Annotated in this window: 15 protein-coding genes and 1 tRNA gene; 7 read left to right on the top strand and 9 right to left on the bottom strand. The window is 69.8% G+C overall.

Going from position 1 to position 25,425, the window contains the following annotated elements; all coding sequences use genetic code 11:
* Positions 1–503: 503 nt before the first annotated feature.
* The 7 genes from H4687_RS39390 (at position 504) to rfbB (ending at position 10,910) form a co-directional block, all read left to right on the top strand.
* On the top strand, positions 504–1,757 hold the full coding sequence (locus tag H4687_RS39390; protein ID WP_046916849.1) for a glycosyltransferase: 1,254 nt from the start codon (positions 504–506) through the stop codon (positions 1,755–1,757).
* Positions 1,758–2,112: 355 nt separating this feature from the next.
* Positions 2,113–3,615 (top strand): NDP-hexose 2,3-dehydratase family protein, encoded by a 1,503-nt coding sequence (locus tag H4687_RS39385; RefSeq protein WP_046916850.1) that lies wholly within the window; start codon positions 2,113–2,115, stop codon positions 3,613–3,615.
* Positions 3,615–4,664, top strand: coding sequence for a Gfo/Idh/MocA family protein (locus H4687_RS39380; protein ID WP_046916851.1), 1,050 nt, complete (start codon positions 3,615–3,617; stop codon positions 4,662–4,664). The genes H4687_RS39385 and H4687_RS39380 overlap by 1 nt, the downstream gene beginning before the upstream one ends.
* Entirely contained in the window at positions 4,664–5,407 is a 744-nt protein-coding gene (locus H4687_RS39375) for an NAD-dependent epimerase/dehydratase family protein (RefSeq protein WP_046916852.1), read from the top strand. The genes H4687_RS39380 and H4687_RS39375 overlap by 1 nt, the downstream gene beginning before the upstream one ends.
* A 483-nt stretch (positions 5,408–5,890) precedes the next feature.
* Entirely contained in the window at positions 5,891–7,903 is a 2,013-nt protein-coding gene (locus H4687_RS39370; RefSeq protein WP_046916865.1) for a carbamoyltransferase family protein, read from the top strand.
* 1,121 nt (positions 7,904–9,024) lie between these two features.
* Positions 9,025–9,933, top strand: coding sequence for a glucose-1-phosphate thymidylyltransferase RfbA (gene rfbA / locus H4687_RS39365; RefSeq protein WP_046916853.1), 909 nt, complete (start codon positions 9,025–9,027; stop codon positions 9,931–9,933).
* A complete protein-coding gene (gene rfbB / locus H4687_RS39360; protein ID WP_046916854.1) occupies positions 9,930–10,910 on the top strand; it encodes a dTDP-glucose 4,6-dehydratase in 981 nt (326 codons plus the stop codon). The genes rfbA and rfbB overlap by 4 nt, the downstream gene beginning before the upstream one ends.
* Before the next feature lie 238 nt (positions 10,911–11,148).
* Here rfbB and H4687_RS39355 read toward each other — a convergent pair.
* The 9 genes from H4687_RS39355 to H4687_RS39315 form a co-directional block, all read right to left on the bottom strand.
* Positions 11,149–11,222 (bottom strand) — tRNA-Pro (locus tag H4687_RS39355).
* A 47-nt stretch (positions 11,223–11,269) separates the two neighbouring features.
* Positions 11,270–12,520, bottom strand: coding sequence for an FxsB family cyclophane-forming radical SAM/SPASM peptide maturase (locus tag H4687_RS39350; protein WP_046916855.1), 1,251 nt, complete (start codon positions 12,518–12,520; stop codon positions 11,270–11,272).
* Positions 12,521–13,536: 1,016 nt separating this feature from the next.
* Positions 13,537–17,556, bottom strand: a complete 4,020-nt coding sequence (fxsT, locus tag H4687_RS39345) for an FxSxx-COOH system tetratricopeptide repeat protein (RefSeq protein ID WP_046916857.1) — start codon at positions 17,554–17,556, stop codon at positions 13,537–13,539.
* Positions 17,546–18,883 (bottom strand): TIR-like protein FxsC, encoded by a 1,338-nt coding sequence (locus tag H4687_RS39340; protein ID WP_046916858.1) that lies wholly within the window; start codon positions 18,881–18,883, stop codon positions 17,546–17,548. The genes fxsT and H4687_RS39340 overlap by 11 nt, the downstream gene beginning before the upstream one ends.
* 291 nt (positions 18,884–19,174) lie before the next feature.
* Positions 19,175–20,467, bottom strand: a complete 1,293-nt coding sequence (locus tag H4687_RS39335) for an FxsB family cyclophane-forming radical SAM/SPASM peptide maturase (RefSeq protein WP_233443384.1) — start codon at positions 20,465–20,467, stop codon at positions 19,175–19,177.
* Positions 20,464–20,646: an FxSxx-COOH cyclophane-containing RiPP peptide gene (fxsA, locus tag H4687_RS39330; protein WP_046916860.1), complete on the bottom strand. Its 183-nt coding sequence runs from the start codon at positions 20,644–20,646 to the stop codon at positions 20,464–20,466. The genes H4687_RS39335 and fxsA overlap by 4 nt, the downstream gene beginning before the upstream one ends.
* 526 nt (positions 20,647–21,172) lie before the next feature.
* Positions 21,173–22,240 (bottom strand): maleylacetate reductase, encoded by a 1,068-nt coding sequence (locus H4687_RS39325; RefSeq protein WP_046916861.1) that lies wholly within the window; start codon positions 22,238–22,240, stop codon positions 21,173–21,175.
* On the bottom strand, positions 22,240–23,199 hold the full coding sequence (locus H4687_RS39320; protein ID WP_046916862.1) for a dioxygenase family protein: 960 nt from the start codon (positions 23,197–23,199) through the stop codon (positions 22,240–22,242). Before H4687_RS39320 ends, H4687_RS39325 begins: the two co-directional genes overlap by 1 nt.
* Positions 23,200–23,298: 99 nt before the next feature.
* Positions 23,299–25,068, bottom strand: a complete 1,770-nt coding sequence (locus H4687_RS39315) for an FAD-dependent oxidoreductase (protein ID WP_005484507.1) — start codon at positions 25,066–25,068, stop codon at positions 23,299–23,301.
* Positions 25,069–25,425: the final 357 nt, after the last annotated feature.

Raw genomic sequence — 25,425 nt, 5'->3', positions numbered from 1 at the left:
GATGACCTTGGTCCGAGCGCCCTGCGACGATGGAGCGGCTGTGACGGACTCGCTGACTGCGGGTCAGTAGTCGTGAGAGGGACGCAGGGTCGGCCGGCGCCGATGAAATCACGTACCAGCACGCGAGGGGACGTTGTGGCTGTCCATCTTCTCGGTCCGATATCCGTGGGCACGGACGGCCATCCGCACGGTGTGGGATCCAGCAAAGTCCGGACCATGCTTGCCGTCCTCGCCCTGGAAGCAGGCCAGGCGGTCTCCCGTACGGATCTGGCGGACGAACTCTGGTCGGACGACACCGTCCCTGGTGTGTCGTGGTTGCCGGGTGCCCCTGTCCGGCGATATTCGGACGCTATCCGTCCCGCCTAGGCTCGGCCTGGTCGGGACTGCTCGATGGCGGGCGGGCTGTCAGCTCATCGACGGGCGAGGACCACTGGCAGCAGCGGTACCTGACGCTGACCCCGGCCTGACGCCCGTCCGGCGGAGTGACGGACTCGAGGAGAACGATGCGGATCGTCCTGCTGACCATCGGTTCGCGCGGTGACGTGCAGCCGTTCGTGGTGCTCGGCGTCGAGCTGAAGGCTCGTGGGCACGAGGTGGTGCTGGCAGCCGGGGCGGAGTTCAGGAGCTTGGCCGACCGGGCCGGTCTCGGCTTCCGGGCTCTCGAAGCGCTGCCCGCCGGCTTCGCCGAGTCGGTGCTGCGCGATCCGAAGGTGCGGGCCGCCTTGCGGCGTGGGCCGTCGATGTACCGGATGGCCATGGCGGCGCCACGGCTGACCGGTGCCCAGCAGCAGACCCTGATCGACGAGATGGTGGCCGCCGGCGAGGGCGCGGACATGGTCGTCAACACCACGCTGACCCGGATCGGCGCGCTGGCCCGGCCGGACGTGCCGTGGTGTTCGGTCGCGTCCTGGCCGGTGACCGAGACCGCCGCGTGGCCCGCGCTGGGCGCGCCGGAGCTGTCGCTGGGCGGCGGTTACAACCGGTTCACCCACCGGGCCATGGGCGCGCTGGAGTGGCTGGTGTACCGGCCCAGCGTGAACCGCGGCCGGACCGCCGCCGGGCTGCCGCGACTCGGGCTCCGCTCACCCTTCCGTGACGACGGGGTCACCCGGCCGCTGCTGTACCAGTTCAGCCCACACGTGTTCGCGCCGCCCGCAGACTGGCCGGAGCACTGTCACATCACCGGGTACTGGTCGGACAACGTGCGTTGGGACAATCCGGCGGAGGTGACCGAGTTCGTCGAACGCGGCGATCCGCCGCTGGTGGCCACCTTCGGCAGCGCCTGGGCGGTGGACGGTCCCGGCCTGCTCGCGGCGAGCGTGGCGGCAGCGGCGGCGACCGGACACCGGCTGGTGGTCGTCGGCGGCCCGGACGGCCCGTTGCCCGCCGGCGTCGAGGCGATCCGGACCGAAAGCGCCGACTTCGTCTGGCTGCTGCCCCGCGCCGCCGCCGTACTGCACCACGGCGGCCAGGGCACCACCGCGGCCGTGGTGTCCGCCGGCGTGCCACAGGTCGTCGTACCTTGCTATGCCGACCAGCCGGTGTGGGCGAGCCGGATGGCCACGCTGGGCGTCGCACCGCCGCCGGTGCCGTTCTCGCAGTTGACCGGCGACCGGCTGGCCGCCGCCGTGCGAACCGCCATCGACGATCCGGCGATCGCCACTCGGGTGGCGGCGCTGGCGGCGGCGGTGCGCGCTGATCGAGGCGTGGCCGCCGCCGCAGACGTCATCGAGAACCACGCCGTCACCCGGCGCTGACGGCTTCCGGTGGCAGCCCTTCCCCAGCCGGAACCGGAGGAACCTTGACCGCTCTCCTGGCTGCAGCAGGGAGATCCGACCCTCGCGAGTCGCAGTTTCCACTCCACGACCCGTTGTCGACCCGCATTCACGGCGATGGCCGGAGTGCCGGCCATCGGTCCTGCACGAGTTCCACAGTCTTCATCCCCGCCGGCCCGGTGGTAGGCCGGTCCGCAGCTTCGTTTCGCCCCGAAGCGGCTGACCGAACGCACACGACGCTCGTTCGCCCTCCGGGTGAACCCCGTTTCCTGTCCTGCTCCGCAGAAGTTCGTCCTCTTCCCGGCCTGAGGGCCGGGGTATCCACGAAGGAGTCCGAATGACCGCGTCCCCGGTCACCCCCGGTGGTCTACTTCGGACCCACGACCCGTCGGCGGCGCTGCGTGTCGTCCGATCAGCACTGTCCACCCAGGGCACCGTGACGGTCACACCGGACTTCCGGTCCTGGTTCGCCGAACGGCTGGCCGTGGCCAGGACCACCACGGTCGCCGGTATCGACTTCGCCGACCTGGTCGGCTGGCGTTTCGCCGACGACACCGGCAACCTGGTGCACGACAGCGGAAAGTTCTTCGCCATCGAGGGCCTGTCGGTGGCCGCCGCTCACGGCCCGGTGGCGAGCTGGTCGCAGCCGATCATCAATCAGCCGGAGACCGGGGTGCTGGGCATCCTGGTCAAGGAGTTCGACGGGGTGCTGCACTGCCTGATGCAGGCCAAGATGGAGCCGGGCAACTGCAACGTGCTGCAACTGTCCCCGACCGTGCAGGCCACGCAGAGCAACTACACCGCGGTACACCGAGGCCGCCCGGTGCCCTATGTGGACATGTTCCTGTCCGCGCCACCGCAGGCGGTGCTCGCCGACGTGCTGCAGTCCGAGCAAGGCTCGTGGTTCTACCGCAAACGCAACCGCAACATCGTCGTGGAGACCACCGCGGACGTCGAGGTGCTGCCCGGCTTCCGCTGGCTGTCACTGGGCCAGGTGCACGCGCTGCTCACCGAGGACCACCTGGTCAACATGAACACGCGCACCGTGCTGTCCTGCCTGTCCTTCTCCGGACCGAACCTCGTGGGCGAGCTGGGTTGTGGCGCGTCCGGGTTCCGGGCGGCCCTCGTGCGGTCGATCGGAACGGAGTGGGGCGCGCTGCACACCGACGGCGAGATCCTGAGCTGGATCACCGACCTGCGGTCCCGCCGCGAGGTCGAGGCCACCCCGATCCCGCTGCGCGAGGTGCGCGGCTGGCGCCGGCAGCCCGACCGGATCACTCACGACACGGGCGTCTTCTTCGACGTCCGCGCGGTCGCGGTGGACGGCGGGGGCCGCGAGATCGACAGCTGGACGCAGCCGATGATCGCCCCGCACGGGCTCGGCGTCGTGGCGTTCCTGGTCGCCCGGTTCTCCGGGGTGCTGCACATACTGGTCGGCGTCCAGATGGAGCCGGGGCTCGTGGACTTCGTCGAGCTGGCGCCGACGGTGCAGTGCACGCCGGACAGCTACGAGCACCTGCCGGCCGAGGCCAGGCCGCCCTTCCTGGACGACGTGCTGGCCGCGCCGGCCGACCGGATCCGGTTCGACACCGAGCTCTCCGAGGAGGGCGGCCGGTTCTTCCACGCCCGGACCCGGCACGTGATCGTCGAGGTCGACCCGGTGGTGGCGAACGGCGCCGGACCGGCCCGGCACCGGTGGATGACCATGGCCCAGATCGTCGGGTTGCTCCGGCACAGCCACTACGTGAACGTGCAGGCCCGCAGTCTGGTGGCGTGCCTGCACAGCCTCGTGGCTCGCCTCGATGACGACAGTCCGGTCGCGCAGGGTGGGGGCGCCTGATGGTCCGGCCTCTCGCGGAACCCGCCCCCGGAGCGGACTTCGACCCGGCGGCGACGGTGCGGATCGGTGTGCTGGGTACGGCATCCATCGCGTGGCGGCGCATGCTGCCTGCTCTGACCGGTACGGCCGGGGTGTCGGTCGCGGCCGTCGCGAGCCGGGATCGGTCCAGGGCCGCGGCGTTCACCGAGCGGTTCGGCGGCGAGCCGATCGAAGGGTATGCGGCGCTGCTGGAGCGCGCCGACATCGACGCCGTCTACGTCCCGCTGCCGAACTCCCTCCATCACGAGTGGGCTGCCGCCGCGCTCGCGGCCGGAAAGCACGTCCTGGCGGAGAAGCCGCTGACGACGTGCGCCGCCGACACCGCTGATCTGGTGCGCCTGGCCGAAGTGAACAACCTCGTGCTGCGGGAGAACTTCACGTTCCTGCACCACCCGGTGCACGCCGTCGTGCGGAACCTGGTGACCGCCGGCCGAATCGGCGAGCCTCGGCACTTCACCAGCTCGTTCTGCTTCCCGCCGCTGCCCGCCGCCGACGTGCGTTACCGGCCCGAACTGGGCGGCGGGGCGTTGCTGGACGCCGGTGTCTACCCGGTCCGGGCGGCACAACTGTTGTTCGGCAACGAGATCGAGGTCGCCGGCGCGGTGCTGCACGTGGATCCGGTCACCGGGGTCGACGTGTCCGGCAGCGTGCTGCTCACGACCGGCGACGTGGTCGTGACGGCCGAGTTCGGCTTCCGGCACAGCTACGGTTCCCGCTACCGGCTGTGGGGCTCGTCCGCCCAGCTGCTGCTGGAACGCGCGTTCACCCCACCCGCGACCCACCAGCCGGTGCTGCGCATCGATGAACAGGACCATGCCGAGGAGATCGTGACGCCGGCCGCCGACCAGTTCGCCCGATCGGCTGCTGCTTTCACCGCCGAGGTCCGAGCCCGCCGGGCCGGCGTGCCGGACTCGGCAGCGGCGTCCAACGCCGACACCCTGTGCACCGCCGAACTTCTCGACGCCGTCAGGGCATCCGCTCGCGTCGTCACCGTGTCCGGAGGACACTGATGCGCGTCATCGGCCGGGGCTTCATCGCAAGCCACCTCAGCACGATCGCCGACCGGCACCCGCACGCCGTGGTGGTGGCTGCCGGTGTGTCCAGCGTACGGGTGACCGATCCGGCGGAGTTCGCCAGGGAGCGGGCGCTCATGGCCGATGTGACGCAGCGCTGCCTGCGGGAGAACCTGACCGCGGTGGTGCTGTCGACCGCGTCGCACGCGATGTACGGCTCGACCGACCACATCGTGGAGGAACGGGAACCCGTCTCGCCGAGTTCGCCCTACGGGCGGCACAAACTCGGGCTGGAGCGGCAGGTGGCGGACTCGGGCGCGAACTGGCTCGTGCTGCGGCTGGCGCACGTCGTCGGCGCACGGCAGCGGCCGCACCAACTGCTGCCCGCGTTCGTCGAGCAGGTGCGTTCGGGAACCGTCCGACTGTACCGGGACACCTACCGGGATCTGGTCGACGTGCGCGATGTCGTGTCCACTGTGGACGGTCTGCTGGCGGCCGGCGTGCACGGCGAGGTGGTGCACGTCGCCTCCGGCACACCGGTTCCGGTGACCGCGATCGCCGCCGGGGTGCGGGCTCGGATGGGCCTTCCGGCCCGGCTCGAGGTCGTCGACGCCCCGCCGGTGCGCACGACGGTCTCCACCGCCCGGTTGCGGGCCCTGCTGCCGACCGCCGTCCTGCCGGGCGGCGCCGGCCACCTCGATCGGCTGCTCGACCGGTACGTGGCCGACTACGCCGGCTGAGCTCGCCCCCAGCCGGTGTTTCCCGCTGGCCGGAAGTCGATGGATTCGATCGCCTTGGTGGTGTACCCGATCTTGCGAAGCCCGGGCGGAAGTCGAGGAAGGGGCGAACTCGTCCCAGGCGTTCCGCCATGGATCGACCGCGCCGGGGTATTGCGCGCCGAACTGCTTGTCGAACTCGGTGAGGCCGAACTCCGCGGCCTCGAGAGCGAGGGCCGTGCGGATCGCCTTCATGGCCACCCTGCCGGCCACGGACGCCACCGGGAGCCCTGAGCCTGCGGTATCGGCTTCCGCTGCCGCGCAACGGATTGTCGTCCTGACCGGGCGCGTCCGGTCCGGCCGTCGGCGATATTCATCCGCTATCCGTCCCACCTAGGCTGCTGCAGAACTCCCAGGGCCCGCATCCACTCAGTGTCGTGGTCCGGCAGGGCCCGCAGCCTGACGGCAGGCGGGTTGTCAAGTCAACGACGAGTTGGGGTGGTCACGATGTTGGTGCTCGGGTTGAGCGGAAACTTCTCCGCGCGGGACTCGGATCTGGTCCCCCTCCTGCCGGACCAGTTGTTCCACGACTCGGCTGCGTGTCTGGTGCGGGACGGCGAGGTGATCGCCGCCGTCGAGGAGGAACGGTTCAACCGGATCAAGAAGACCACCAAGTTCCCGGTCAACGCGATCCGCGCGTGCCTGGATGTGGCGGGGGTGACGGTCGACCAGCTCGACGGCGTGGCGTACTACTTCCGTGAGGACTTCGTCGACACCACGCTCAACTTCTTCTACACCGTCCACCCGAAGGTGCCCACGGTGTACTGCCGCCAGCTGATCAAGCAGTGGTTCGCCGAGGAGTTCGACTGGGATCTCGGCGACGACAAGCTCGTCTTCACCCCGCACCACGACGCGCACGCGATAGCGGCGGTGGCCCGGTCCGGGATGCCGGAGTCGCTGGTGCTGGTCCTGGACGGCCGCGGCGAGGAGAACTCCGGCACCGTCTACCGGTCGGGCGGGGGACGGCTGGAGAAGCTGGCCGACTACCCGGTCTTCAAGTCACTGGGCATGCTCTACCTCAACGCCACCCAACTGCTCGGCTACGGCTTCGGCGACGAGTACAAGGTGATGGGCCTGGCACCCTACGGCGACCCGGCGACCTTCCGCGAGGCCGTCAGCTCGCTGTACCTGTTGGGCGACAAGGGCGAATACGACCTGCTGCCGAACATGACGGTGCCCGACCTGGTCGGCCCGTCGATGCTCGCGAGGGGCATCACGCCGCGCCGCAAGGGCGAGCCGTTCACCCAGCAGCACAAGGACTTCGCCGCCGCGACCCAGGAGGCGCTGGAGAAGATCGTGCTGCACGTGCTGACGCACTGGGCCGAGTCGACCGGCCTGTCCCGGCTGTGTTTCGGCGGCGGCGTGGCCCACAATTCCACCCTGAACGGCGACATCCTGCGCTCCGGGCTGTTCCGCGAGGTGTTCGTGCACCCGGCGTCGCACGACGCCGGCGCGAGCGAGGGTGCCGCTTTCCTCGCGGCCGACCAACTGGGCGGTGCGGCCCGGCCGGTCCGCCGGTCCCGCACCGCGAGCTCGGGCCCCGCGCTGGGTACCGAGGCGGAGGTCCGCGACCGCCTGGGCGCGTGGGGTGCGGTGCTCGACTTCGAGCGGCACGAGGACATCGTGCCCGTCGCGGCCGGACTGCTGGCCGACGGCGCGGTCCTGGGCTGGGCGCAGGGACGTTCGGAGTTCGGCCCGCGGGCGCTGGGCAACCGGAGCATCATCGCGGACGCCCGGCCGGCGGAGAACCAGACCAGGATCAACGCGATGGTGAAGCAGCGGGAGAGCTACCGGCCGTTCGCGCCCGTGGTCACCGCCGAGGCCGCCGCCGACTACTTCGACCTGCCCGCCACCGAGGCGAACTACGACTTCATGTCCTACGTGGTTCCCGTCCGCGAGGAGCGCCGGCCGGAACTGGGCGCGGTCACCCACATCGACGGCACCGCACGCGTGCAGGTCGTCGACCCGGCCGCGAACGAACGGTTCCACCGGCTCGTCGCGGCCTTCGGCGAGCGCACCGGGACACCGGTGCTGCTCAACACGTCCTTCAACAACAACGCAGAGCCGATCGTGCAGACCATCGACGACGTGGTGGCGTGCTACCTCACCACCGATCTGGATTACCTGGTGGTCGAGGACTTCCTGGTGCGCCGGCGTTCGGCGGACCCGTCGGCCGACCTGGACACACTCGTTCCCCGGTTGCGGCCGGTGACCAGGCTGGCGCGCCGGCTCGGCACCGGGGCCGTCGCAGCGGGTCCCGCCTGGCACGAGATCTCCCTGGACTACGCCGGAGCTCCGGTGGCCAGGATGTCGGAGGAGCTGTTCACGCTGCTCGGCGTCGTGGACGGCGTGCGCACCGTCGGCGAGCTGGCGAAGGAGGCCGGCATCGTTCCCGACGCGGTGCGTGCCGAGCTGTACGAACTCTGGCAGCAGCGGTACCTGACGCTGACCCCGGCCTGACGCCCGTCCGGCGGAGTGACGGACTCGAGGAGAACGATGCGGATCGTCCTGCTGACCATGGGTTCGCGCGGTGACGTGCAGCCGTTCGTGGTGCTCGGCGTCGAGCTGAAGGCTCGCGGGCACGAGGGTGGTGCCGGCAGCCGGGGCGGAGTTCAGGAGCTTGGCCGACCGGGCCGGTTCCGGCTTCCGGGCTCTCGAAGCGCTGCCCGCCGGCTTCGCCGAGTCGGTGCTGCGCGATCCGACGGTGCGGGCCGCCCTGCGGCGTGGGCCGTCGATCTGAGCAGACGCGCGCACCGAGATACGTGCCGCCGTGGCACAGCTGTCCCACTCGCAGGGTGAGCTGCGGAGGCAGGTCGACCAGGGGCTCGCCATGGTCCGTTCCCTGAACGCCAACACCTTCGACCTCAAGCACGGCATCCGGGACAACTGCGGTGCGCAGGGCGAGCAGTGGTACGAGGCGTTGGAGGAACCGATCGAGCAGGCACGCGAGGAACGCCGCGCGATCGCCGCTACTCGTAGCCCGGAAACGGTGCGGCTCCCGTACCGTCGCAGACGCCCTCGGTCAGCAGGGCATGGTGCGGGACCACCGACGCGTCCCTCGGACAGCCCGCAACGGGTGGCCGTGCTGATCGCCTCGATGCCGGAAAAGGATCAAGGGAGCGGGCGCCGGCCGACACGGCCGCGGCGGCCGCACACAACAAGGGCGGCATCGGATACCGCCGTCCTCGACGGCCGCGTGGATCAGGCACCCAGATCAGGAACCGACGCAGGTCAGCGGCGTCCTGTGGGGTGCCGTGAGGGTTCGGGAGGGCCAGTTGTCCCAGCCCGGAGGGCATGGCTGACGATGTTCGGTCTCGCTCGGTTCTCATGAGTCTTCGACAACCACATGATCACCGGCGCCGTGCCTGTTCCGCTTCCCGGGGAACGTCCCGGCACAGGACGGAACATGACGTGACGCCATGTACGAGACCGGCGAACCGGACCGATCCCGAACATGCAATGACCCTGCTCGAAGTCCCCCGCGCCGGTCGTCGGCCCCGCTCCACCAAGACGCGCATGAGAACGGCTGAGGACGGGCCCCCGACGATGCCCGACACCGATCACGAAGGAGCGTGGAGCGCATGAAGGGGATCATTCTGGCGGGCGGCAACGGCACCCGCCTGCAGCCCCTCACGTTCGCCGGTTCCAAACAACTCGCGCCGGTCTACGACAAGCCGATGATCTACTACCCGCTCTCCGTGCTCATGCTGGCGGGCATCCGGGACATCCTCATCATCACGCGTCCTGCCGACCTCCCCGCCTTCCAGGCGCTTCTGGGCGACGGCCGGCAGCTGGGGCTGTCCCTCGACTACGCCACGCAGGACAAGCCGCGCGGCATCGCCGACGCCTTCCTCGTGGGGGAGAACCACATCCGCGGCGAGCAGTGCGCGCTGGTCCTCGGCGACAATTTCTTCCACGGCGCCAACCTGCCCACCATGCTGCGGCGTACCGCGCTCAAGATGGGTGGCTGTGTGCTGTTCGGCCACGAGGTGGCCGACCCCGAGCGGTTCGGAGTCGCCGAGATCAACGCGCAGGGCGAACTCCTCTCTATCGAGGAGAAGCCCCTCAATCCGCGCTCGAAGCTCGCCATCCCGGGGATGTACTTCTTCGACGCCCAGGTCACGGACATCGCCAGAGACCTGGAGCCGTCCCCCCGGGGCGAGCTGGAGATCACCGACCTGCTGCGCGTCTACCTGAAGATGGGCACCGCCGAACTGGTGTGGCTCGGCAGGGGCGTCACGTGGCTGGACACCGGCACTCATGAATCCCTGCTCGAAGCGGGCACTTTCGTGAGGGACACGCAGCGCAGGCAGGGCACCCGCCTCGGCTGCATCGAGGAGATCGCCATGCACATGGGATACATCGACCCGGACGACTGCCAAGCGCTGGGTGCGAGCATGGGCAATTCGCCCTACGGCGAGTACGTCATGGAGCGGGCGCGCCTGTGCAAGGCGGGCGTGCTGCCTCCGCTTCCTTCGGAGGGGCTGTGAATCTGCTGGTCACCGGCGCCGCCGGTTTCATCGGCTCCGCTTACGTACGGATGCTGCTCGCGGGCGACACCGCACAGCGCAGCGGGGTGTCCCAGGTCACGGTGCTGGACAGCCTGACCTACGCCGGGAGTTTGGACAATCTCGATCTCGGCGATCCCCGGCTGACGTTCGTCCGGGGCGACATCTGCGACGCCCCCCTCGTCGACAAGCTGATGCGACAGGCCGACCAGGTGCTGCACTTCGCCGCCGAGTCCCATGTGGACCGCTCGATCGCCTCCGCCGACGCTTTCGTGCGCACCAACGTCACGGGCACCCAGACCCTGCTGGACGCCGCGCTGCGACACGGCGTCGACCGCTTCGTGCACGTGTCCACGGACGAGGTCTACGGCTCGGTGGAGAGCGGCTCCCGCACCGAGCGGGACCCCCTCGACCCCAACTCCCCCTACGCCGCCTCCAAGGCGGCCTCGGACCTTCTGGCTCTGTCGTACCACCGCACCCACGGCCTCGACGTGCGGGTCACCCGGTGCAGCAACAACTACGGGCCGCGGCAGTTCCCCGAGAAGATCATCCCGCTGTTCCTCACGACGCTGCTCGACGGTGGTGACGTCCCGCTGTACGGCGACGGGCTCAACCGGCGCGACTGGCTGCACGTCGAGGACCACTGCGCGGCCGTCGAGCTGGTCCGCGCCGGCGGTGTCGCGGGCCGTGTCTACAACATCAGCGGCGGTATCGAGCTGAGCAACCGGGAACTGACCGCGCGGCTGCTCGCGGCAGTCGGCGCGACCTGGGCGCGCGTACGGCAGGTACCGGACCGCAAGGGCCACGACAGGCGCTATGCGATCGACTGCACCAGGTTGCGGACCGAGTTGGGCTACCGTCCGCGGCACGACTTCGAGTCCGGGCTGGCCGAGACCTTCGCCTGGTATCGCGACAACCGGGACTGGTGGGGGCCCCTCAAGCGCCGGCAGCCCGCCTGAGAGCCCGTGGCCGGTGCGGCGGCTACCCCGCCAGGATCTCCTCGGCCGCGCTGTCGAGCGTGACGAGCACCCACTCGTCGAGATCGACCCCCGCGTGCGATGCGGCACTGTGCCACCGCCGCATACGGCCGATCGGAACGGCAAGCCGCCGGGTCGGTTCGGTGCCCCTGCCCCTCGATGATCAAGGGGCCGCTTCAGATTTCTCCTGAAACGGCCCCTGATCTGCGACTTCGCAAAGTCGGGACGACAGGATTTGAACCTGCGACCCCTTGACCCCCAGTCAAGTGCGCTACCAAGCTGCGCCACGTCCCGCCGCGCTGTCCACGATGTCGCCTGTGAACACGCAGGTAAACCCTACCCTACGTACCCCTGACGTCCAGCTCGGACAAGCCCCGCGACGCCCCGGCGAGGTCGGCCCGGACGCGGGCACGGATGTGCAGGGTCAGTGCGGCCAGGTCGGCGCAGTACACGGACGGGTTGCGGAAGCCGCTCCCGGAGGCGTAGCGGTGGGCGAAGAGTCCGCCCCCGCAGACGGCGAGCAGCGGGCAGCGGCCGCATGTGGGCCCCAACCCGGCTGCGCCGGACTGGCGTTGGCGGATCTGGGGTTGGTCGAGGACGTCGTCGAGGCTGTGGCGGAAGACGTCGAGCCCCGTCTCGGGTGCACCCTCGTAGGCGACCTTGAGGGAGTCGGACTGCTCGATGGAGCCGTCCGTCTCGATCACTGCCAGGGTCGCCGGGGCCAGCCCCACCGACTCGGTACGCATCGAACCCCCGAGGACGCCCGCCATCAGCTCCTCGAAGAGGCGGACACCCGTCTCCCGTACGGGGGCGTCGTACCAGCGGTCGAAGACCCGTCGCAGCCAGTCGGCGTACGGCGCCCCGTCCGGCCGGGCCGACTCCCCGTGGCCGGTCAGCGGCGGGGCGGCGGGAATCCGGCCGCGCCGGTCCGCGAGTCCGGGCGGGGGCGTGTCCCAGGTGCCGTGCGGCAGCAGAAGGTCGATGCGTTGGGGGCGTGCGGCGAGCAGCGCCTCGTAGGTGTCGACGGGGTCGTTGGCCAGGTCGATCGTGCACAACAGGCCCGCGTACAGGGGGCGGTACGGTGGCGATGCCAGGCGGGCGAGTCCCTCCGTCACCTGCCGGTGGCTGCCCCCGCCCCGCGGGAAGCGCCGGTGCCGGTCGTGGCCCGTCCGTGTGCCGTCGAGGCTGACGCTGACGCCCACTCGATGCCGAAGGAGTACGTCCAGGACGTCGGGGGTCAGCAACACCCCGTTGGTCTGCATCGAGAAGCGGACGGGTACCCCCGCCCCGGCCAGGCCCCGCCCGAGGACACCGAGCAGTTCCTCCAGCCCTCCGGCCCCGAGAAGCAACGGCTCCCCACCGTGCAGCACGATCCGGACGTCCGGCAGACCGTGGGTCGAGGCGTGCTCGACGATACGCAGGGCCACCTGCTCGGCCACCGCCCCGCTCATGAGGCGGGGCTTGGCACGCCAACTGGTGTCGGCGGAGTGGTAGACGTAGCAGTAATCGCAGTCCAGATTGCAGCGGCTGTGCACCTTGAGGACGAACTGGCGCAGGGACACGGGGGGCGGCTGGACGGGGACGCGGTTCATTACACCGGCGCCTCGTACTCGAGCGACGATTCGAAATCGGCCGAGGCCGTGCCGATCGGGTTCTGGGCCTCCCGCACGAGGCGGCGCAATACATGCCCGAGAGCACTGTTCTCGGGCACTCCACAAAGGCGGTTCCGGGCGGCCCAGATCGGGTGAGCGCTGGAATCGGCGCACCCTGCAGGCGTATCCGTCGAGAACAGGAAGGGGGGCATCGGTCTCCTAACGGCCAAGCTGATGTGGGAAGTTCGCACTGCCAAGGCTGCCGTAACCGCGAGTGGAGGATAACGGCGGCCTGTATCGCAATCGGCGAGGATCCGCGCCAAGTGCCGCAGCATAGAGCTTCACCGAACCGAGTGGAGCGCATCGTATTCGGCAGACCCGGATAAGAAGGTGGACGGTGGTTCACCATCCGCGTCCGGTCGCACACTGCTCTCCACCCGCCGCTTACGTGGGGTGGCTTACTCTCAAGGTATGTATGGCGAGTTGCAGGGCTTCACCCTAGTGCTCTTTCGACTCCTTCGTTATATCAGCCACGGCGAGATCCACCGACTGATTGCAAGGCAGGGTGATGACGTCGTCGTGATCAGCTCCCGCGATCTTCAACGCCCTTGCGAGTGCTTCTCGTTCGAGTATGACCGCGTCGCAGGGCCCCACGTTGGCCCGCGGTGAGGCGCGTAGGGAGGCGGTCGGGACCCACGAGGGCCGCCATCGACCGTGGGACGTAGGGGTCGTTGACGTAGGCCTCGCGCGAAACGCCCTGCATCGCGGGATGTTGCGAAGCTCGGTGCGCGGCAGGAGTACCCGGATGTCGTCGGCCGCACGCCGCCCGACCGGGCCACAGATGCGGCAGGGTCGCGCGCAGCGCGAAGGGCACCATCGCGCCGCAGTTGCCGGCGTCGCTCGGTCGGCGAGGCGGTCCGACTCGCTCGCCGCGATGGTGAGTCAGCCAACCGTCAGAGTCCCGCAGACTCTCTCGTCTGCGGGACTCTGGTGGCACTGCGTTCGCGAGAGTCGTGTCAGGTGACGGGCGGCTCGATGTCCGCGTCGATGGGCTGCCAGCGAGTGACTGCCCGGGTCATGGGATGGTCACCGCCGAGTTCGCCGCTCTTGCGGGCGCTCCGTTCGGCATCCTGGTGCAGCCGTTCGGCCTCGTCGGGATCGTCCCGACGCAGTTCGGTCGCGAGGTTCGAGGTCGCGGCGATGGTGAGGTAGTGATCGGGACCGAGCACCTCTGTGAACCCCTCGTACGCCTCCCGCCCCAACGCGACGGCCTGTGCGTGGTCACCGTTCTCGGACAGGTGCGTTGCGTGATTCAGCATGCAGGTGAGGGTGTAGGGGTGGCGCGGCACGAGGAGTCGGCGAAAACGCTCGAGAGTGCTCGTCGACAGTTCGAGCGCGGCTTCCGGCTCCCCGGTCAGCCGACGCAGCACGGCCAGGTTGGTGCCGCTCGCGAGGGTGAAGACATGGTCCGGGCCGAACCGGCGCTTGTAACGCTCCAGGGTCTCCTCGGCGAGTTCCCGGCCCCGGACGGCCTCACCCCGGTCGTAGAGGTCCGCGCACAGGTTCGTGGCGATGGCGAGGGTGTCGGGGTGGTTGGGCTCCAGCTCCTTCAACGCCTGTTCGTAGGTCTCACTCGTCAGCTTGTACGCCGCTTCGTAGTCGCCGCGCCGACGGTACAGAACCGCTACCCCGAGAGAAGCGCGGAACGTGACGATGTGGTCGGCCCCCAGGGCCCGTCGACTGCGCTTGAGTGTGTCCTCGGCGAGCTTCAACGCTTCCCGGAAGAACCCGGCGGCCCGCAGGTCGCGGGCGAAGTTGTTGGCGGAGTTCAGTGTGGCCCGCTCATCCGGCCCGGAGATCTCCCGGCGCTGTTTGAGGATCTCCCTGTTGGTGTCGCGCGCGGCCTTCCGGTCACCGGACAGAAACTCGGACACGGCGAGGTTGTTGGCGGCGGAGAGCGTGCGTGAATGGTTCTCACCGAAGACACGCCGAGTACGACGCAGGGTCTCCCGGTCGCTCTCCATGGCCTCGGCGTACCGGCCGACACTGCGCAGGTCGGAGCCGAGGCTCATGGCCGCGCCCAGGGTGTAGGGGTGGTCCTCGCCCAGGATCCGGCTGCCCCGCTCGTAGACGTCACGCGTCACTTCGTACGCCTCGGGCAGGCGGCCCTGGTCACGCAGTGCGTTGCCGAGTTCGGTGCGCAGCCTCAGGACGAGCGCGTCGTCCTCACCGAAGTGGGGCTGCCAGCTCTGGAGCACCCGTTCGGCCGTCCTGTTGGCGGTGTCGGCGTCGCCGCTGCGCCACAGGTATCGGACCGTGTCGCAGATCCAGTTCCGCACCGGGAGGTGGTCGCTCTCCTCCGCCCGGGTGGGCCACAGGTGCGGAAGGAGTGCGGCATAGCGCCGCCAGCTGTCGGACTCGTCTGGAACCTTGGGATTGGCCTGACCGAGAACGGCATGCGCCCGTTGCCGCATGCCGGTCCGTTCCTCGGGCGTGAGCTGGTCCCGGAGCACACGCTGGATCAGCCGGTGCAATGTCAGCGTGTCCGTCCGCTGATCGACCTGGGCCAGTCCGTTGCGGACGATCTCTCCGTAGAGCCGGCTCATCAGCAGTGGGTCGGACAGGCTCGGGTCGTGCTGTTCGAGCAGTTCGAGGGAGGGCCGACTGCTGAGCATGTCTCGCGGGATCGGGTCGGGCCCGAAGAACGCGCACAGTTGGAGCAGTGCGGCCGCGGCCGGCGTACGGGATTTCAGCCGATCGAGTGACCAGCTTGCCGCTGCCGACGTCGGGTAGTCGGGGGCGGACTGGTTGCGCAGGATGTCGGTCATCTGAGTACGGAGCATCTCCACATAGGTGTCCACGGGCATCGCCGACTCCTGCAACGAAGCGGCGGCGAGGCTCACGGCCAGTGGGAAATCCCCGAGTTCCTCAGCGACCCGGGCCGCGTCCGCGGGCTCCAGGTCCGGGTTGTAGCGGCGCAACAGCGCAACGCTCTCCTCACGAGTGAAGAGGTCGACCTCGATGCGTTCGGCACGCTCGGCCCAGGCAGGGTTCCGCGAGGTGATGAGGATGTGATGACCGGGCCCACTGTCCGGAATCAGACCGCCGAGATCGGCCGGCTTCTCGGCGTTGTCGTACACGAGTAGCCAGCGCGCGTGGGGGGTGCCGCGACGCAGCTTGTCCAGAACCTCGTTGCATATGGCCGTCAAGTCCTTGCCACCGAGGGGCACACCGAGATGCCCGGCCAGCCTGTTCAGGTCCTGGCGGATCTGCGTCGGCTCGGCCGCGTTGATCCACCAGACGAGATCGTAGTCCGATTCGAAGCGGTAGGCGTACTCGAGCGCGACCTGTGTCTTGCCCACGCCGCCGAGGCCGTACAGCGCCTGGGGCAGCACGGCGGTGGTGCCGGAGAGCAAGCTGTCGCGCAGCCGTTCGATCAGTGTTCGACGGCCGGTGAAGACAGCGTTGCGCTGCGGTCGCCCCCCGATGGCCTGCGGTGGAGTACCGGGGAGCCGGGCGGCTGCGGCCAGGCCGGTGGCCGCCGGCCGCGACCCCGGCTCGACCGTGCCGACGCGGTCGACGGTGGTCAGCAGGCGGGCCACGGCCTCCTCGGCGGAGACACCCGCAAGGCTGACCGCCGAAAGGGGGGCGAACTCGGCCGGGGGAGGTGAGTCATCGACACGGAGGGGCACGACCATGCCTATCTGGCCGGACGGATCCCTGCGACTGGTGCGCTGCCGGATCTCCCGGGCCTGAGGCAGGGCTGTGTACTGCGGGGAGAGCAGCAGCACCATGCGCCCCTCACCCGCGAGGGTGCGTTCCAGCCACGTCGGCGTCTCCTGTGGGGCGGGCGTGAGGTCCTCGACCTCGATCGGGGCGAGCGTCGCCTCGTACCCGGCCGCCCGCAGCACGGTGACGGTCCAGTCCGCCCAGAGCCGGTCGGTGGCGGCGTAGCTGACGTAGAAGTCCTTGCGGATGATCGGGGAGGACCGTTCGTACTCCGCGCGCAGCGTCTGCCGGTAGCGCTCGGGCATATTGTTCAGCTGGGTCACCCTGTTGTCCGTGAGCCGGGCGGTCAGCCGTTCGAACGCGGCGAGCAGGGTGCCGTCCTGCCGTCGCTCGCCGACGGTCGCGGGTATCTCCTCGTACGCGTAACTGGGTTTGTACGGGATCTCGACACTGCTCCAGTACTGGTCCTGCTCCTCCGGCGGTACCCAGTCCAGGAAGGGCGCGAACAGGTTTCGGGCCTGGTAGCGGCCGGCCTCAAGACGGTCACGGCCCGCGTCCTCGACGCGCATGGGGACGGGAACGATGCGGATGTCGCGTCGCTGGGTGTCGGCGATCCGTCGGATCGAACGGGCGACGTGGGCTGCGCCGTTGACGCCTTGCCGGCTGAGCGTGAAGCAGTCCACGACGATGTCCGGCATGACGACCGTGCAGATGCTCGCGGTGTCACTGAGACCGGTCCGGCTGTCGATCAGTACGTAGTCGTATCGCGCGGCCATGTCGTCGCGGAGCGCGGTGAGGAAGTCGGCTCCGCCCATGCGGTAGAAGGTGCCCCAGTCGAAGGTGCTGACGGTGACCGCGTACGTGTCGGGGTCCTGCACTCCGGCCGGGAGCAGGTCCAGTTTGCCGCCCGGCGGCAGCCGTAGTTCCGTGCCGACGGCATACCGGTCGACCCGAGCCAGTTCCCGGGGATCGGGCTCGTCCGCGAGGCCGCCTCCGCCGGGCCGGGACGGGCCGGACGCTGCTGCGGCGTCCACACCGGATCCCACGCGCGGCACCACCGCGTGCCGGGCGAAGTTCTTGACCATCTCGATGACGCCGGCGCTCTCGGTGAGTTCGGGGTCGGCCAGCAGCGGCTGGAGGTAGGTGTGCAGTCCGGGAGCCTCCAGGTCCCAGTCGACCACCAGGACGCGCAGACCGTTGCTCGCGAGGATCCAGGCGGTGTTGACCAACGCCATGGTGCGACCTGTACCACCCTTGAAGGAGTAGAAGGTGATGATGGTGCCCCGGCGGCGGTCGTCATGGGTCATCTTCCTGCTCCTTCTCAAACGGTGTCTGGTGGGAGGAGAGGTGGGCAGCGATCGGCGGTGCGAGTCCGGTACGGCTGCGCGGGGTGGCCACGGTGGTCAGAACGGGGAGTGAGGGGGACGTGGTCCGAGGCGTCTCCAAAGAGTTGATCTTCAGGATCTCCAGAAAGGAGACGAGCTGGTTCTGCGCCTTCGCTATGACAGCGTGGAGAACGGCCTCGAACTGATCCGAACCGATGCCCGATTGCAGGAGCGGCAGGGGATCCCCGGCTCCCCTGGCCCAGTTGAACGGAAGGGCGCCCCGGACCGCCTCCCAGTAGGCCTTGCCCCGGGGGCCGTCACCCGCCTCGTCCGGATCACACGGCACTATGGCCGCGGAGCCCGGATGATTGCTGCGGTCGTAGGCACGCAGGGCCCGCTCGAACGGCTCGTCCGCCGCGGCCGAGGCCTCCACCAGGAGGACCGCGACCTGCCCCTGCCCACGGGCCTCGTCCAGGGCGGCGCCCAGCACGTCCGAGACGATCTCGGTCCGTACCGTGAAGCCACGCTCCTCCAGCAGACGGCTCGCCCTTTCGACCAGTGGCTGAGGGGATTCGGCGTGGTACGGGTTCCAGTCGGTCGGGCTCTGCCCGTGGCAGCCCGGGTCGGTCGCCTTCCTGTGGGCGTTCACCGAGGTCCGGGCGGCAACGAACAGCAGGGCCCTGCTGCCCGGTTCCGCCCGTTCGGTGGCGGACGGGAAGGGGCCGGCGGATCCCGGTTCGCTGATGTCCAGGTCGTTGACGGGCCGTATGCGGAAGTGCTCTGCGGCGACGAGGATCTGGTGCGCGATGTGATTGACGATGCGGCGGTACTCGTCGCCGCCCGGGTCCGAGGCCAGGATGCGCCGCAGACCCGACTGCGCGTAGTTCTCGCCCAGATCGAGGTTGTCGTACTGAATGTGGGCCGCGCCCGGGGGGATGTTCTGAACCGGTTCCCACAGAACGGGGATGAGGGCCTTCGCGTCCACACCCGTCACTGCTCTGTGGCTGCGCTGCCGGTCCTCGAACGCCTTCCACTCGCGACCGCAGAAGTCGCTGCGGAAGTAGTCGGGGGTGTACAGGGCCAGCATGGTCCGACAGTGCCCCAGGGCTTCGCCCAGGGCCGCGTTCCAGTCCTGCCCCACTTGAATCGACTGAACGTCGAGAAACGGACGGTCGAAAGGGACCGCATCGCTCTTGTGTAATCGCCGTAGTTCTTGGCGTAATTCCGCGCACAGGTCGTCGTAGAACCGCTTGACGAGGACCCGGGGTCCGCGCCTGCGCGCATAACTCAGGAAGAAGTACGGTTCCAAGGAGCCCCCGACGCGCGTTCGCGGGGTCCCTATCGTGGGGTGGATGGGTTCTCGCGCCTCGGGAGGTGACCGACACCGGCGGAAGTGCGCGCGGTTCGGCTGCCTCCCACACCTCCTCACCCCCCAACCGGTACCCCTCAGCCTTAGCCTTGGTTGAGTCGTGCCGAGACGGACGACAATACCGCCGCCCGGCCCGACGGGCCCCTCTCCGGAGGGCCCGAAAGCATGCTTCCCCCGATCCTCGCGTCCAACGCCCGTTGAGACAGCCTGTTCACAAAGCGCTGCGTGGCGTCACCCCGTGCGCCCCGAGTCACGCTCCGGCTCGCGGACGGCGGTCGGGCGTTCCACGGGCGCCTCGACCGCCTCGACCGCCTCGACGACGAGGGGTGCCATCCCCGCGCGGATCCTGGAACGGACGTGGGTGATGAAGGCCGACAGGTCGTAGCAGTAGACGGACGGAGTGTCGAAGCCCGTCACGGGATGATGACGGTGGGCGTAGAGCCCCCCGCCACAGACACGGGCCACGGCGCAGTCGCGACAGACCTGGCCGAGACCGCGCAGCCCCGACTGCCTGCGTCGTATCGTCTCGTTCGCCAACGCGTCCGAGAAGGAGTGCCGGAAGACGTCCAGACCGGTCTCGGGCGCCCCTTCGCCGACGACCTTCAGCGAGTCGGACTGCTCCATCGTCCCGTCAGCCTCCACCACCACGAGATCCACGGGTGCGAGCCCGAACGTCTCGGCGTTCACGGCACCACCGAGCAGACCGGACATGACCTCCTCGAACATCCGGACCCGGGTCTCCTTGTGAGGCGCGTCGAACCAGCGGTCGAACGCGGCGATGAGCCAATCGGCGTACGGCGTCGGCTCGTCCTGTGGAACGACGACCGGTGGCCGCGCCGGCGGTAGGTCGCGGTGCCCGAGGCCGGCCGGCGGACTCACCCAAGTGCCGTGCGGCAAAAGGAAGTCCACCCGGGGAGCCTCGAATTCCAACAGAGCCTCGTACGTTTCCACGGGATCATTGGCCAGGTCCACGGTGCACAACAGACCGACGAACAGCTCCCTGTGACGGGGGCTGTTCAGCAGACGCAGCGCGGCGGCGACACGCGCATGGCTCGGGCGGCCGTTCACGAACCGTCTGTGCCGGTCGTGTGCGGCGGAGGAACCGTCCAGGCTGACCGCCACGCCGACCGCGTGGCGGCGCAGCAGCGTGAGGATCTCCTCGTCGAGGAGGGTGCCGTTCGACTGCATCGAGCAGCGCACCTCGACCACAGTGGAGAGGCGTTCGCCCACGGCGGTGAGCAGTTCTCCCAGGTGTCTCTTGCCGACGAGCAGTGGTTCTCCCCCGTGCAGAATGATCCGCACCATGGGGAGGCCGTGCTCACGGACGTGTTCGGCTATGCGGTCGACGGCCTGACGCATGGTGTCGAGGGTCATCACCGCCGGACGTCTGCGCCAACTCTGGTCCGCCGCAAAATACACATAGCAGTAGTCGCACGACAAATTGCATAAGCTATGTATTTTGAGCAGAAATTGCCGAAAGGGGACTGTTGGCGTTCCCTCCGACTCGCACCCCGCCGTCGTCACAGCGCGCTTTCGAAGACGACGTCCGTCGTCTTCGACGACTTGTCTCGCTCCTGGAGATGGCGTCGCACGGCATGACCCAACACCGTGTCCATGCCCGCCAGCAGCCGCAGCTGGCCGGGCGACAATGTCGAGATGTCGACCAGTTGCGTGCCGTTGTGGCTGTTCTGAGGCGCGTCCATGCCTTGCTGCCTCCCTGAGAGCCGATGGGCGCGGAAAGTGCGCCCCGCCCGGATACATTCCCTGTTCATGCTCTGTCAGTGCTCTTCGCACGTCCACACGACGGTTGACCTCGATCGAACCGGGCCCAGCGGGGGAGCATTCCAGATTCTGTCCACTCTTTCCTTGCCACCATGGCCGAATTCGGGCAGCCGCCACGTCTGTCAGTGAGTAGTGGCGACACGTGGCATAACCATCCGGCAAACGGAACCCATTGCTTCCGAAATGCCCGCATGCCCGGATGTTCTTTACCTGCGCCGCAAACCCGCAATGGCCTGGACGGGTCGGCACAGCGTTCGACGCCGAGGAAGTCGGCGGAACGCAGGTGTGTGTCACGGGTGTTGTCGAGCTCGTTCCCGGGTCCCCTCGCCCGCGCGGGACGACGCCCGCCCCCGGGAAGGGGGCGTCCGCGGCGCCTGCGGGGGCGCTCCTGAAGCCTTCGGGTTCCCGGTGCTCGTCGTGCGGTTCGCGTCGTGTGGTTCGCGTCGGTCAGGACCACGCCCGTGGCCGGATGCCCTCGTACGCCGCTTCGAGGATCGCCAGGGCGTCCGCCGTGGTCGCCTGCCGAGGGTTGGGGTAGGCCTGACCCGTCACCTCGGCCGCCGCGCGTTCCACGTCGGCTTGTTTCAGGCCGAGTTCGGCCAGGGAGCGGGGCGCGCCGAGATCGCCCGTCAGGTTCCACAGGGCCTCGGCGGCGTCGGTGGTGTCCAGGGCGCGGCCCAGTGCCGTCAGGGCGTCGGGCGCGGCCGGGGCGTTGTAGGCGAGGACGTACGGCAGGACGACCGTGTGGGTCTCGGCGTGCGGCAGGCCGAAGGTGCCGCCGAGGACGTGGCACAGCTTGTGGTGCAGGCCCATGGTGGTCGCCCCGAGCGCGGTGCCGCACAGCCAGGCGCCGTAGAGGGCACGTCCGCGCGCCGCCAGGTTCGCGGGGTCGGCCGCCACCTCGCGGAGGGCGCTCGTCATGGCCCGGGCGCCCTCCTGCGCCGTCAGCGACACCAGCGGCGAGGCGTCCGGCGCGTACAGGGCCTCGGCGGCGTGGGCGACCGCGTTGATGCCGCTGGTCACGGAGAGGGGGACGGGGAGGGAGAGGGTGAGTTCGGCGTCGTAGACGACACTGCGCGGCAGGACCGACGGGGCGCGGCCGGTGCGCTTGGCGCCGTGCTCGGTCAGGCCCCAGACCGGGGTCATCTCGGAGCCGGAGTACGTCGACGGCACGGCGATCAGCGGCAGTTCGGTGCGGAGCGCGATCGCCTTGCCCAGTCCGATCGCCGAGCCGCCGCCGACGGCCACGCAACCGTCCGCGCCCGCGTCCCGCGCCGCCCGGACCGCCTGGTCGGCCACCTCGACCGGCACGTGCTGGCGAGCCTGCGCGAACAGTCCGGCACACGTGTCGCCGAGTGAGCCGGCGACCGCGCGGGCCGTCCCGGCGCCCCGGGGGCCGCACACCACCAACAGCCGCCGCAGGCCCAGCCGTTCGGCCTCCCCCGCCACCGCGGTCACCGCCGCGCCCGGACGCATGACGATCCGCATGGGCCGGGCCTCGTACTCGAACTCCATCACGCAAGCTCCGAGTCGTCCGTGGCGGAGGAGTCCCCCGTGCCGAGTACGAGGTCGAAGCGGGCGTGACGGAACGGGTTGGGGATGCCGAACCGCTGGGCCAGGGGCGGGTCGTCGGTCTCCGTGAAGTCCTGGACGAGGCTCTCCTTCACCGCGAACACCGCGTCCGAGTCGAGGTGGTCGCTGCCGGCCACGAAGATGTGGGTGGTGACCGGGGTGTGTCCCTTCGCCGAGACGATGAAGTGGATGTGGGCCGGGCGGTAGGGGTGGCGGGAGGTCGCCCGCAGGAGGTCGCCGACCGGGCCGTCCGTGGGGATGGGGTACGGGCTCGGTACGCAGGTGCGGAACCAGAAGCGGCCGTCGGCGTCCGCCGTGAACAGTCCGCGGCCGTTGCCCGGCGGCTGGACGTCGGGCTGCTGGACGTCGTAGTAGCCCTCGGCGTCCGCCTGCCAGACGTCGAGGACCGCGCCGGGCAGCGCGGTGCCGTCCGCCGACAGCACGCGCCCGCTGATCACGCACGGCGCGCCGCCGCCGACCAGGTCGATGTCCGCGCCGAGTTCGCGGACCGGGGACTCGGTCATGTGGAACGGGCCGAGGACCGTCGACTCGGTCACGCCGTCGTGCCCCTCGCTCTCGCCCCGCTCCTGCCTCCCCTCCCCCGCGTCGCGCTCGTCCCGTCCGCCCCGGCCCTCGCTGTTGATCGTCTCGACCAGCATCGAGATGCCGAGGACGTCCGACAGGAGGACGAACTCCTGCCGGGTGTCCGTACACGCTCGCCCCGTCGCCGTCAGGAAGGCGATGGCCTGTTCCCACTCGGTCATCGTCGGCTCCGCCTCGCGGACGAAGGCGTGCAGATGGCGGGTGAGGGCGGCGAGCAGCTCGCGCAGGCGCGGGTCGGCCGTGCCGTCGAAGCTGTCGACGACGGCCTCGGTGATCCGGGTGGTGTATTCGGTGGTCATGCCCCACTCCTACGAACGTTCACGCGGCTCCGCCGGGGCGGAGCCGACAGCTGTTCCCCGCACGGGACGCACACGACGCCCGCCCCGGGGACCTCCGCCTCAGGCACGCCCGAGGATGCGCCGCACCGCCCCCGTCAGCAACCGCTCGGCCTCCTCCGGGGACACGGCCGCCCGCGCGTGCCGGAAGGCGACGTACCCGTCCGGCCGTACGAGGAGGGCTCCGCCGTCGGCGACCTCGCTGAGCCGTGCCCAGTCGCCGTACGGGTCCTCGTACTCCTGGCCGGGGCCGATGACGGCGGTGGCGATCTCCAGCAGGTCCTGGGCGCCGGCGGCCCGGATCCAGTCGGCGCCGCCGATGCCGGTGAGCAGGGTGAAGCGGCCCTTGCCGACGGTGTCGAGCGTGGACAGGGTGCGGGTGCCGGAGGTGATCCAGGCGTGCGGGAGTTTGGCCCCGGGGCGGGAGGTGGGCTGGTGGAACAGCTCGGGGTCGCGGTCGAAGCCGGGGTCGGGGGTGCCGTCGGGGACGACGGCGGCGGAGCTCTCGGCGGAGTACCGCTGGTTGAGTTCGACGCCGTGCGCGTTGAACTCGTACACCTTGAACCCGATCGCCTCGCGGAGCTTCGCCCGCTGCTTCTCGGCGGCCTCGGTGTCGTCCTTGCGGGCGGTGATGTTGGCCCACAACTGCTCGGGGGTCTGCGGGGCGAGCCCGTCGAGCGCCTCGAAGACGGGAGCGGTCTCGCCGATGGACTTGTTGGCGCGGGTGACGATCTGCCTGCCGATCGGGGCGCGTTCGGCGGTGTAGGTGTCGAGGAGCGCGGGCGACGCGGTGCCGTCGAGGACGAGCTTGAGCTTCCAGGCCAGGTTGTAGGAGTCCTGGATGGAGGTGTTGGAGCCGAGGCCGTTGGACGGCGGATGGCGGTGTGTGGCGTCGCCGGCGCAGAAGACCCGCCCGCTCGAGTAGGTCTCCGCGTACATCTCGTTGACGGTCCAGGCCGAGGACGACCTGATGGTCACCGGGATCTCGTCGTCGCCGACCAGCCTGCGGACGATCGACTCGGCGTACTCGGTGGTCAGGTCGGGGGCGCCCGCGGTCACGTCGTAGCCCCAGACGATCAGCCACTCGTCCCAGGGCCGGACGCACCGGACCAGGCCCGCGCCGATACCTCCGACGGTGGCGCCGGGGGCCAGCACCCAGTAGAGGGTGGACGGGCGGTGCGCGGTGTACTTCGAGAGGTCGGCGTCGAAGACGATGTTGATGCTGCCGGCCACGCCCATCTGGCCGCCCATGGGCAGACCGGCGTGCTCCGCCACCTGGGAGCGGCCTCCGTCGGCGCCGATGAGGTACTTGGCGCGGATGGTGTACTCGTCGCCGCGCAGCCGGTCCTCGACGGTGACCGTGACGCCCTCGTCGTCCTGGACGAAGGACTTGTAGACGGTGCTGAAGCGCAGGTTGGTGCCCCGCGCCACCGCCGCGTCGACGAGCACGGGCTCCATGAGGTGCTGCGGCATGTCGCACATACGGGTGGGGCTGGCCAGCTCGTGGGCGGCCTGGACGAGCGGGTCGTTGCCCCACGACCGGACTCGGCCCAGCTCCTCCCCGGCGAGGCTGGTGCAGAAGGTCGTGTCGCCCATCAGATCCTGCGGCGTGGCCCTCGCGACGACCTCGTCCTCGACGCCGAGGTCGCGCAGCACCTCCATGGTGCGCTGGTTGGTGATGTGCGCCCGGGGCGTCTCGGCGAGACGCGAGAAACGGGTCACCACGATGTTGGGGACGCCGTACGTACTCAGGGCGAGCGCGGCGGCGGCGCCCGCGGGGCCACTGCCCACGATCAGTACGTCGGTCACGACATCCGGCTCTACGGTGTGCACGAGAGACGCTCCAAGGAATGAGGACAGGCACGGCCGCTCAAGATCATGGAGGGCGGCGCGGGAGCGTGGGTGTCTCAACTTGAGACAGTGCGCACCGCTCGGCGGACGGACGTCGTACGGGGTGCGGCGGCAGGACCACAGGCCGGGGCCGCCGACCGGGGCCGTTCGAGAGCGGGCGGGCGTGGTGTGCGGGAGCGCGGATTCCGGCTGGGAGAGCGGGAGGGCGGATTCCGGCTGGGAGAGCGCGCGGGCGTGGAGTGCGGGAGGGGGAGATCCGGCGGGCGGGTGGGCGGCCGTAGCGCGGCAAGCGGGCGGAGCGGGCTCACCGGTCGGGGAATTCCGGGATGGACGGCACGC

The sequence above is a fragment of the Streptomyces stelliscabiei genome (assembly GCF_014873495.1).
Lineage (GTDB): Bacteria > Actinomycetota > Actinomycetes > Streptomycetales > Streptomycetaceae > Streptomyces > Streptomyces bottropensis.
The sequence above is the reverse complement of the archived record's forward strand: the minus strand, read 5'-3'. Positions and strand labels throughout refer to the sequence as shown.

What these genes read in the sequence shown, in the direction of transcription:
- H4687_RS39385 (WP_046916850.1), top strand. Translation starts at nt 2,113, where the DNA reads ATGACCGCGTCCCCGGTCACCCCCGGTGGTCTACTTCGGACCCACGAC.
- fxsT (WP_046916857.1), bottom strand. Translation starts at nt 17,556, where the DNA reads ATGACCCATGACGACCGCCGCCGGGGCACCATCATCACCTTCTACTCC.
- rfbA (WP_046916853.1), top strand. Translation starts at nt 9,025, where the DNA reads ATGAAGGGGATCATTCTGGCGGGCGGCAACGGCACCCGCCTGCAGCCC.
- H4687_RS39320 (WP_046916862.1), bottom strand. Translation starts at nt 23,199, where the DNA reads ATGACCACCGAATACACCACCCGGATCACCGAGGCCGTCGTCGACAGC.
- H4687_RS39390 (WP_046916849.1), top strand. Translation starts at nt 504, where the DNA reads ATGCGGATCGTCCTGCTGACCATCGGTTCGCGCGGTGACGTGCAGCCG.
- fxsA (WP_046916860.1), bottom strand. Translation starts at nt 20,646, where the DNA reads ATGGACGCGCCTCAGAACAGCCACAACGGCACGCAACTGGTCGACATC.
- H4687_RS39375 (WP_046916852.1), top strand. Translation starts at nt 4,664, where the DNA reads ATGCGCGTCATCGGCCGGGGCTTCATCGCAAGCCACCTCAGCACGATC.
- H4687_RS39325 (WP_046916861.1), bottom strand. Translation starts at nt 22,240, where the DNA reads ATGGAGTTCGAGTACGAGGCCCGGCCCATGCGGATCGTCATGCGTCCG.
- H4687_RS39350 (WP_046916855.1), bottom strand. Translation starts at nt 12,520, where the DNA reads ATGAACCGCGTCCCCGTCCAGCCGCCCCCCGTGTCCCTGCGCCAGTTC.
- H4687_RS39370 (WP_046916865.1), top strand. Translation starts at nt 5,891, where the DNA reads ATGTTGGTGCTCGGGTTGAGCGGAAACTTCTCCGCGCGGGACTCGGAT.
- H4687_RS39380 (WP_046916851.1), top strand. Translation starts at nt 3,615, where the DNA reads ATGGTCCGGCCTCTCGCGGAACCCGCCCCCGGAGCGGACTTCGACCCG.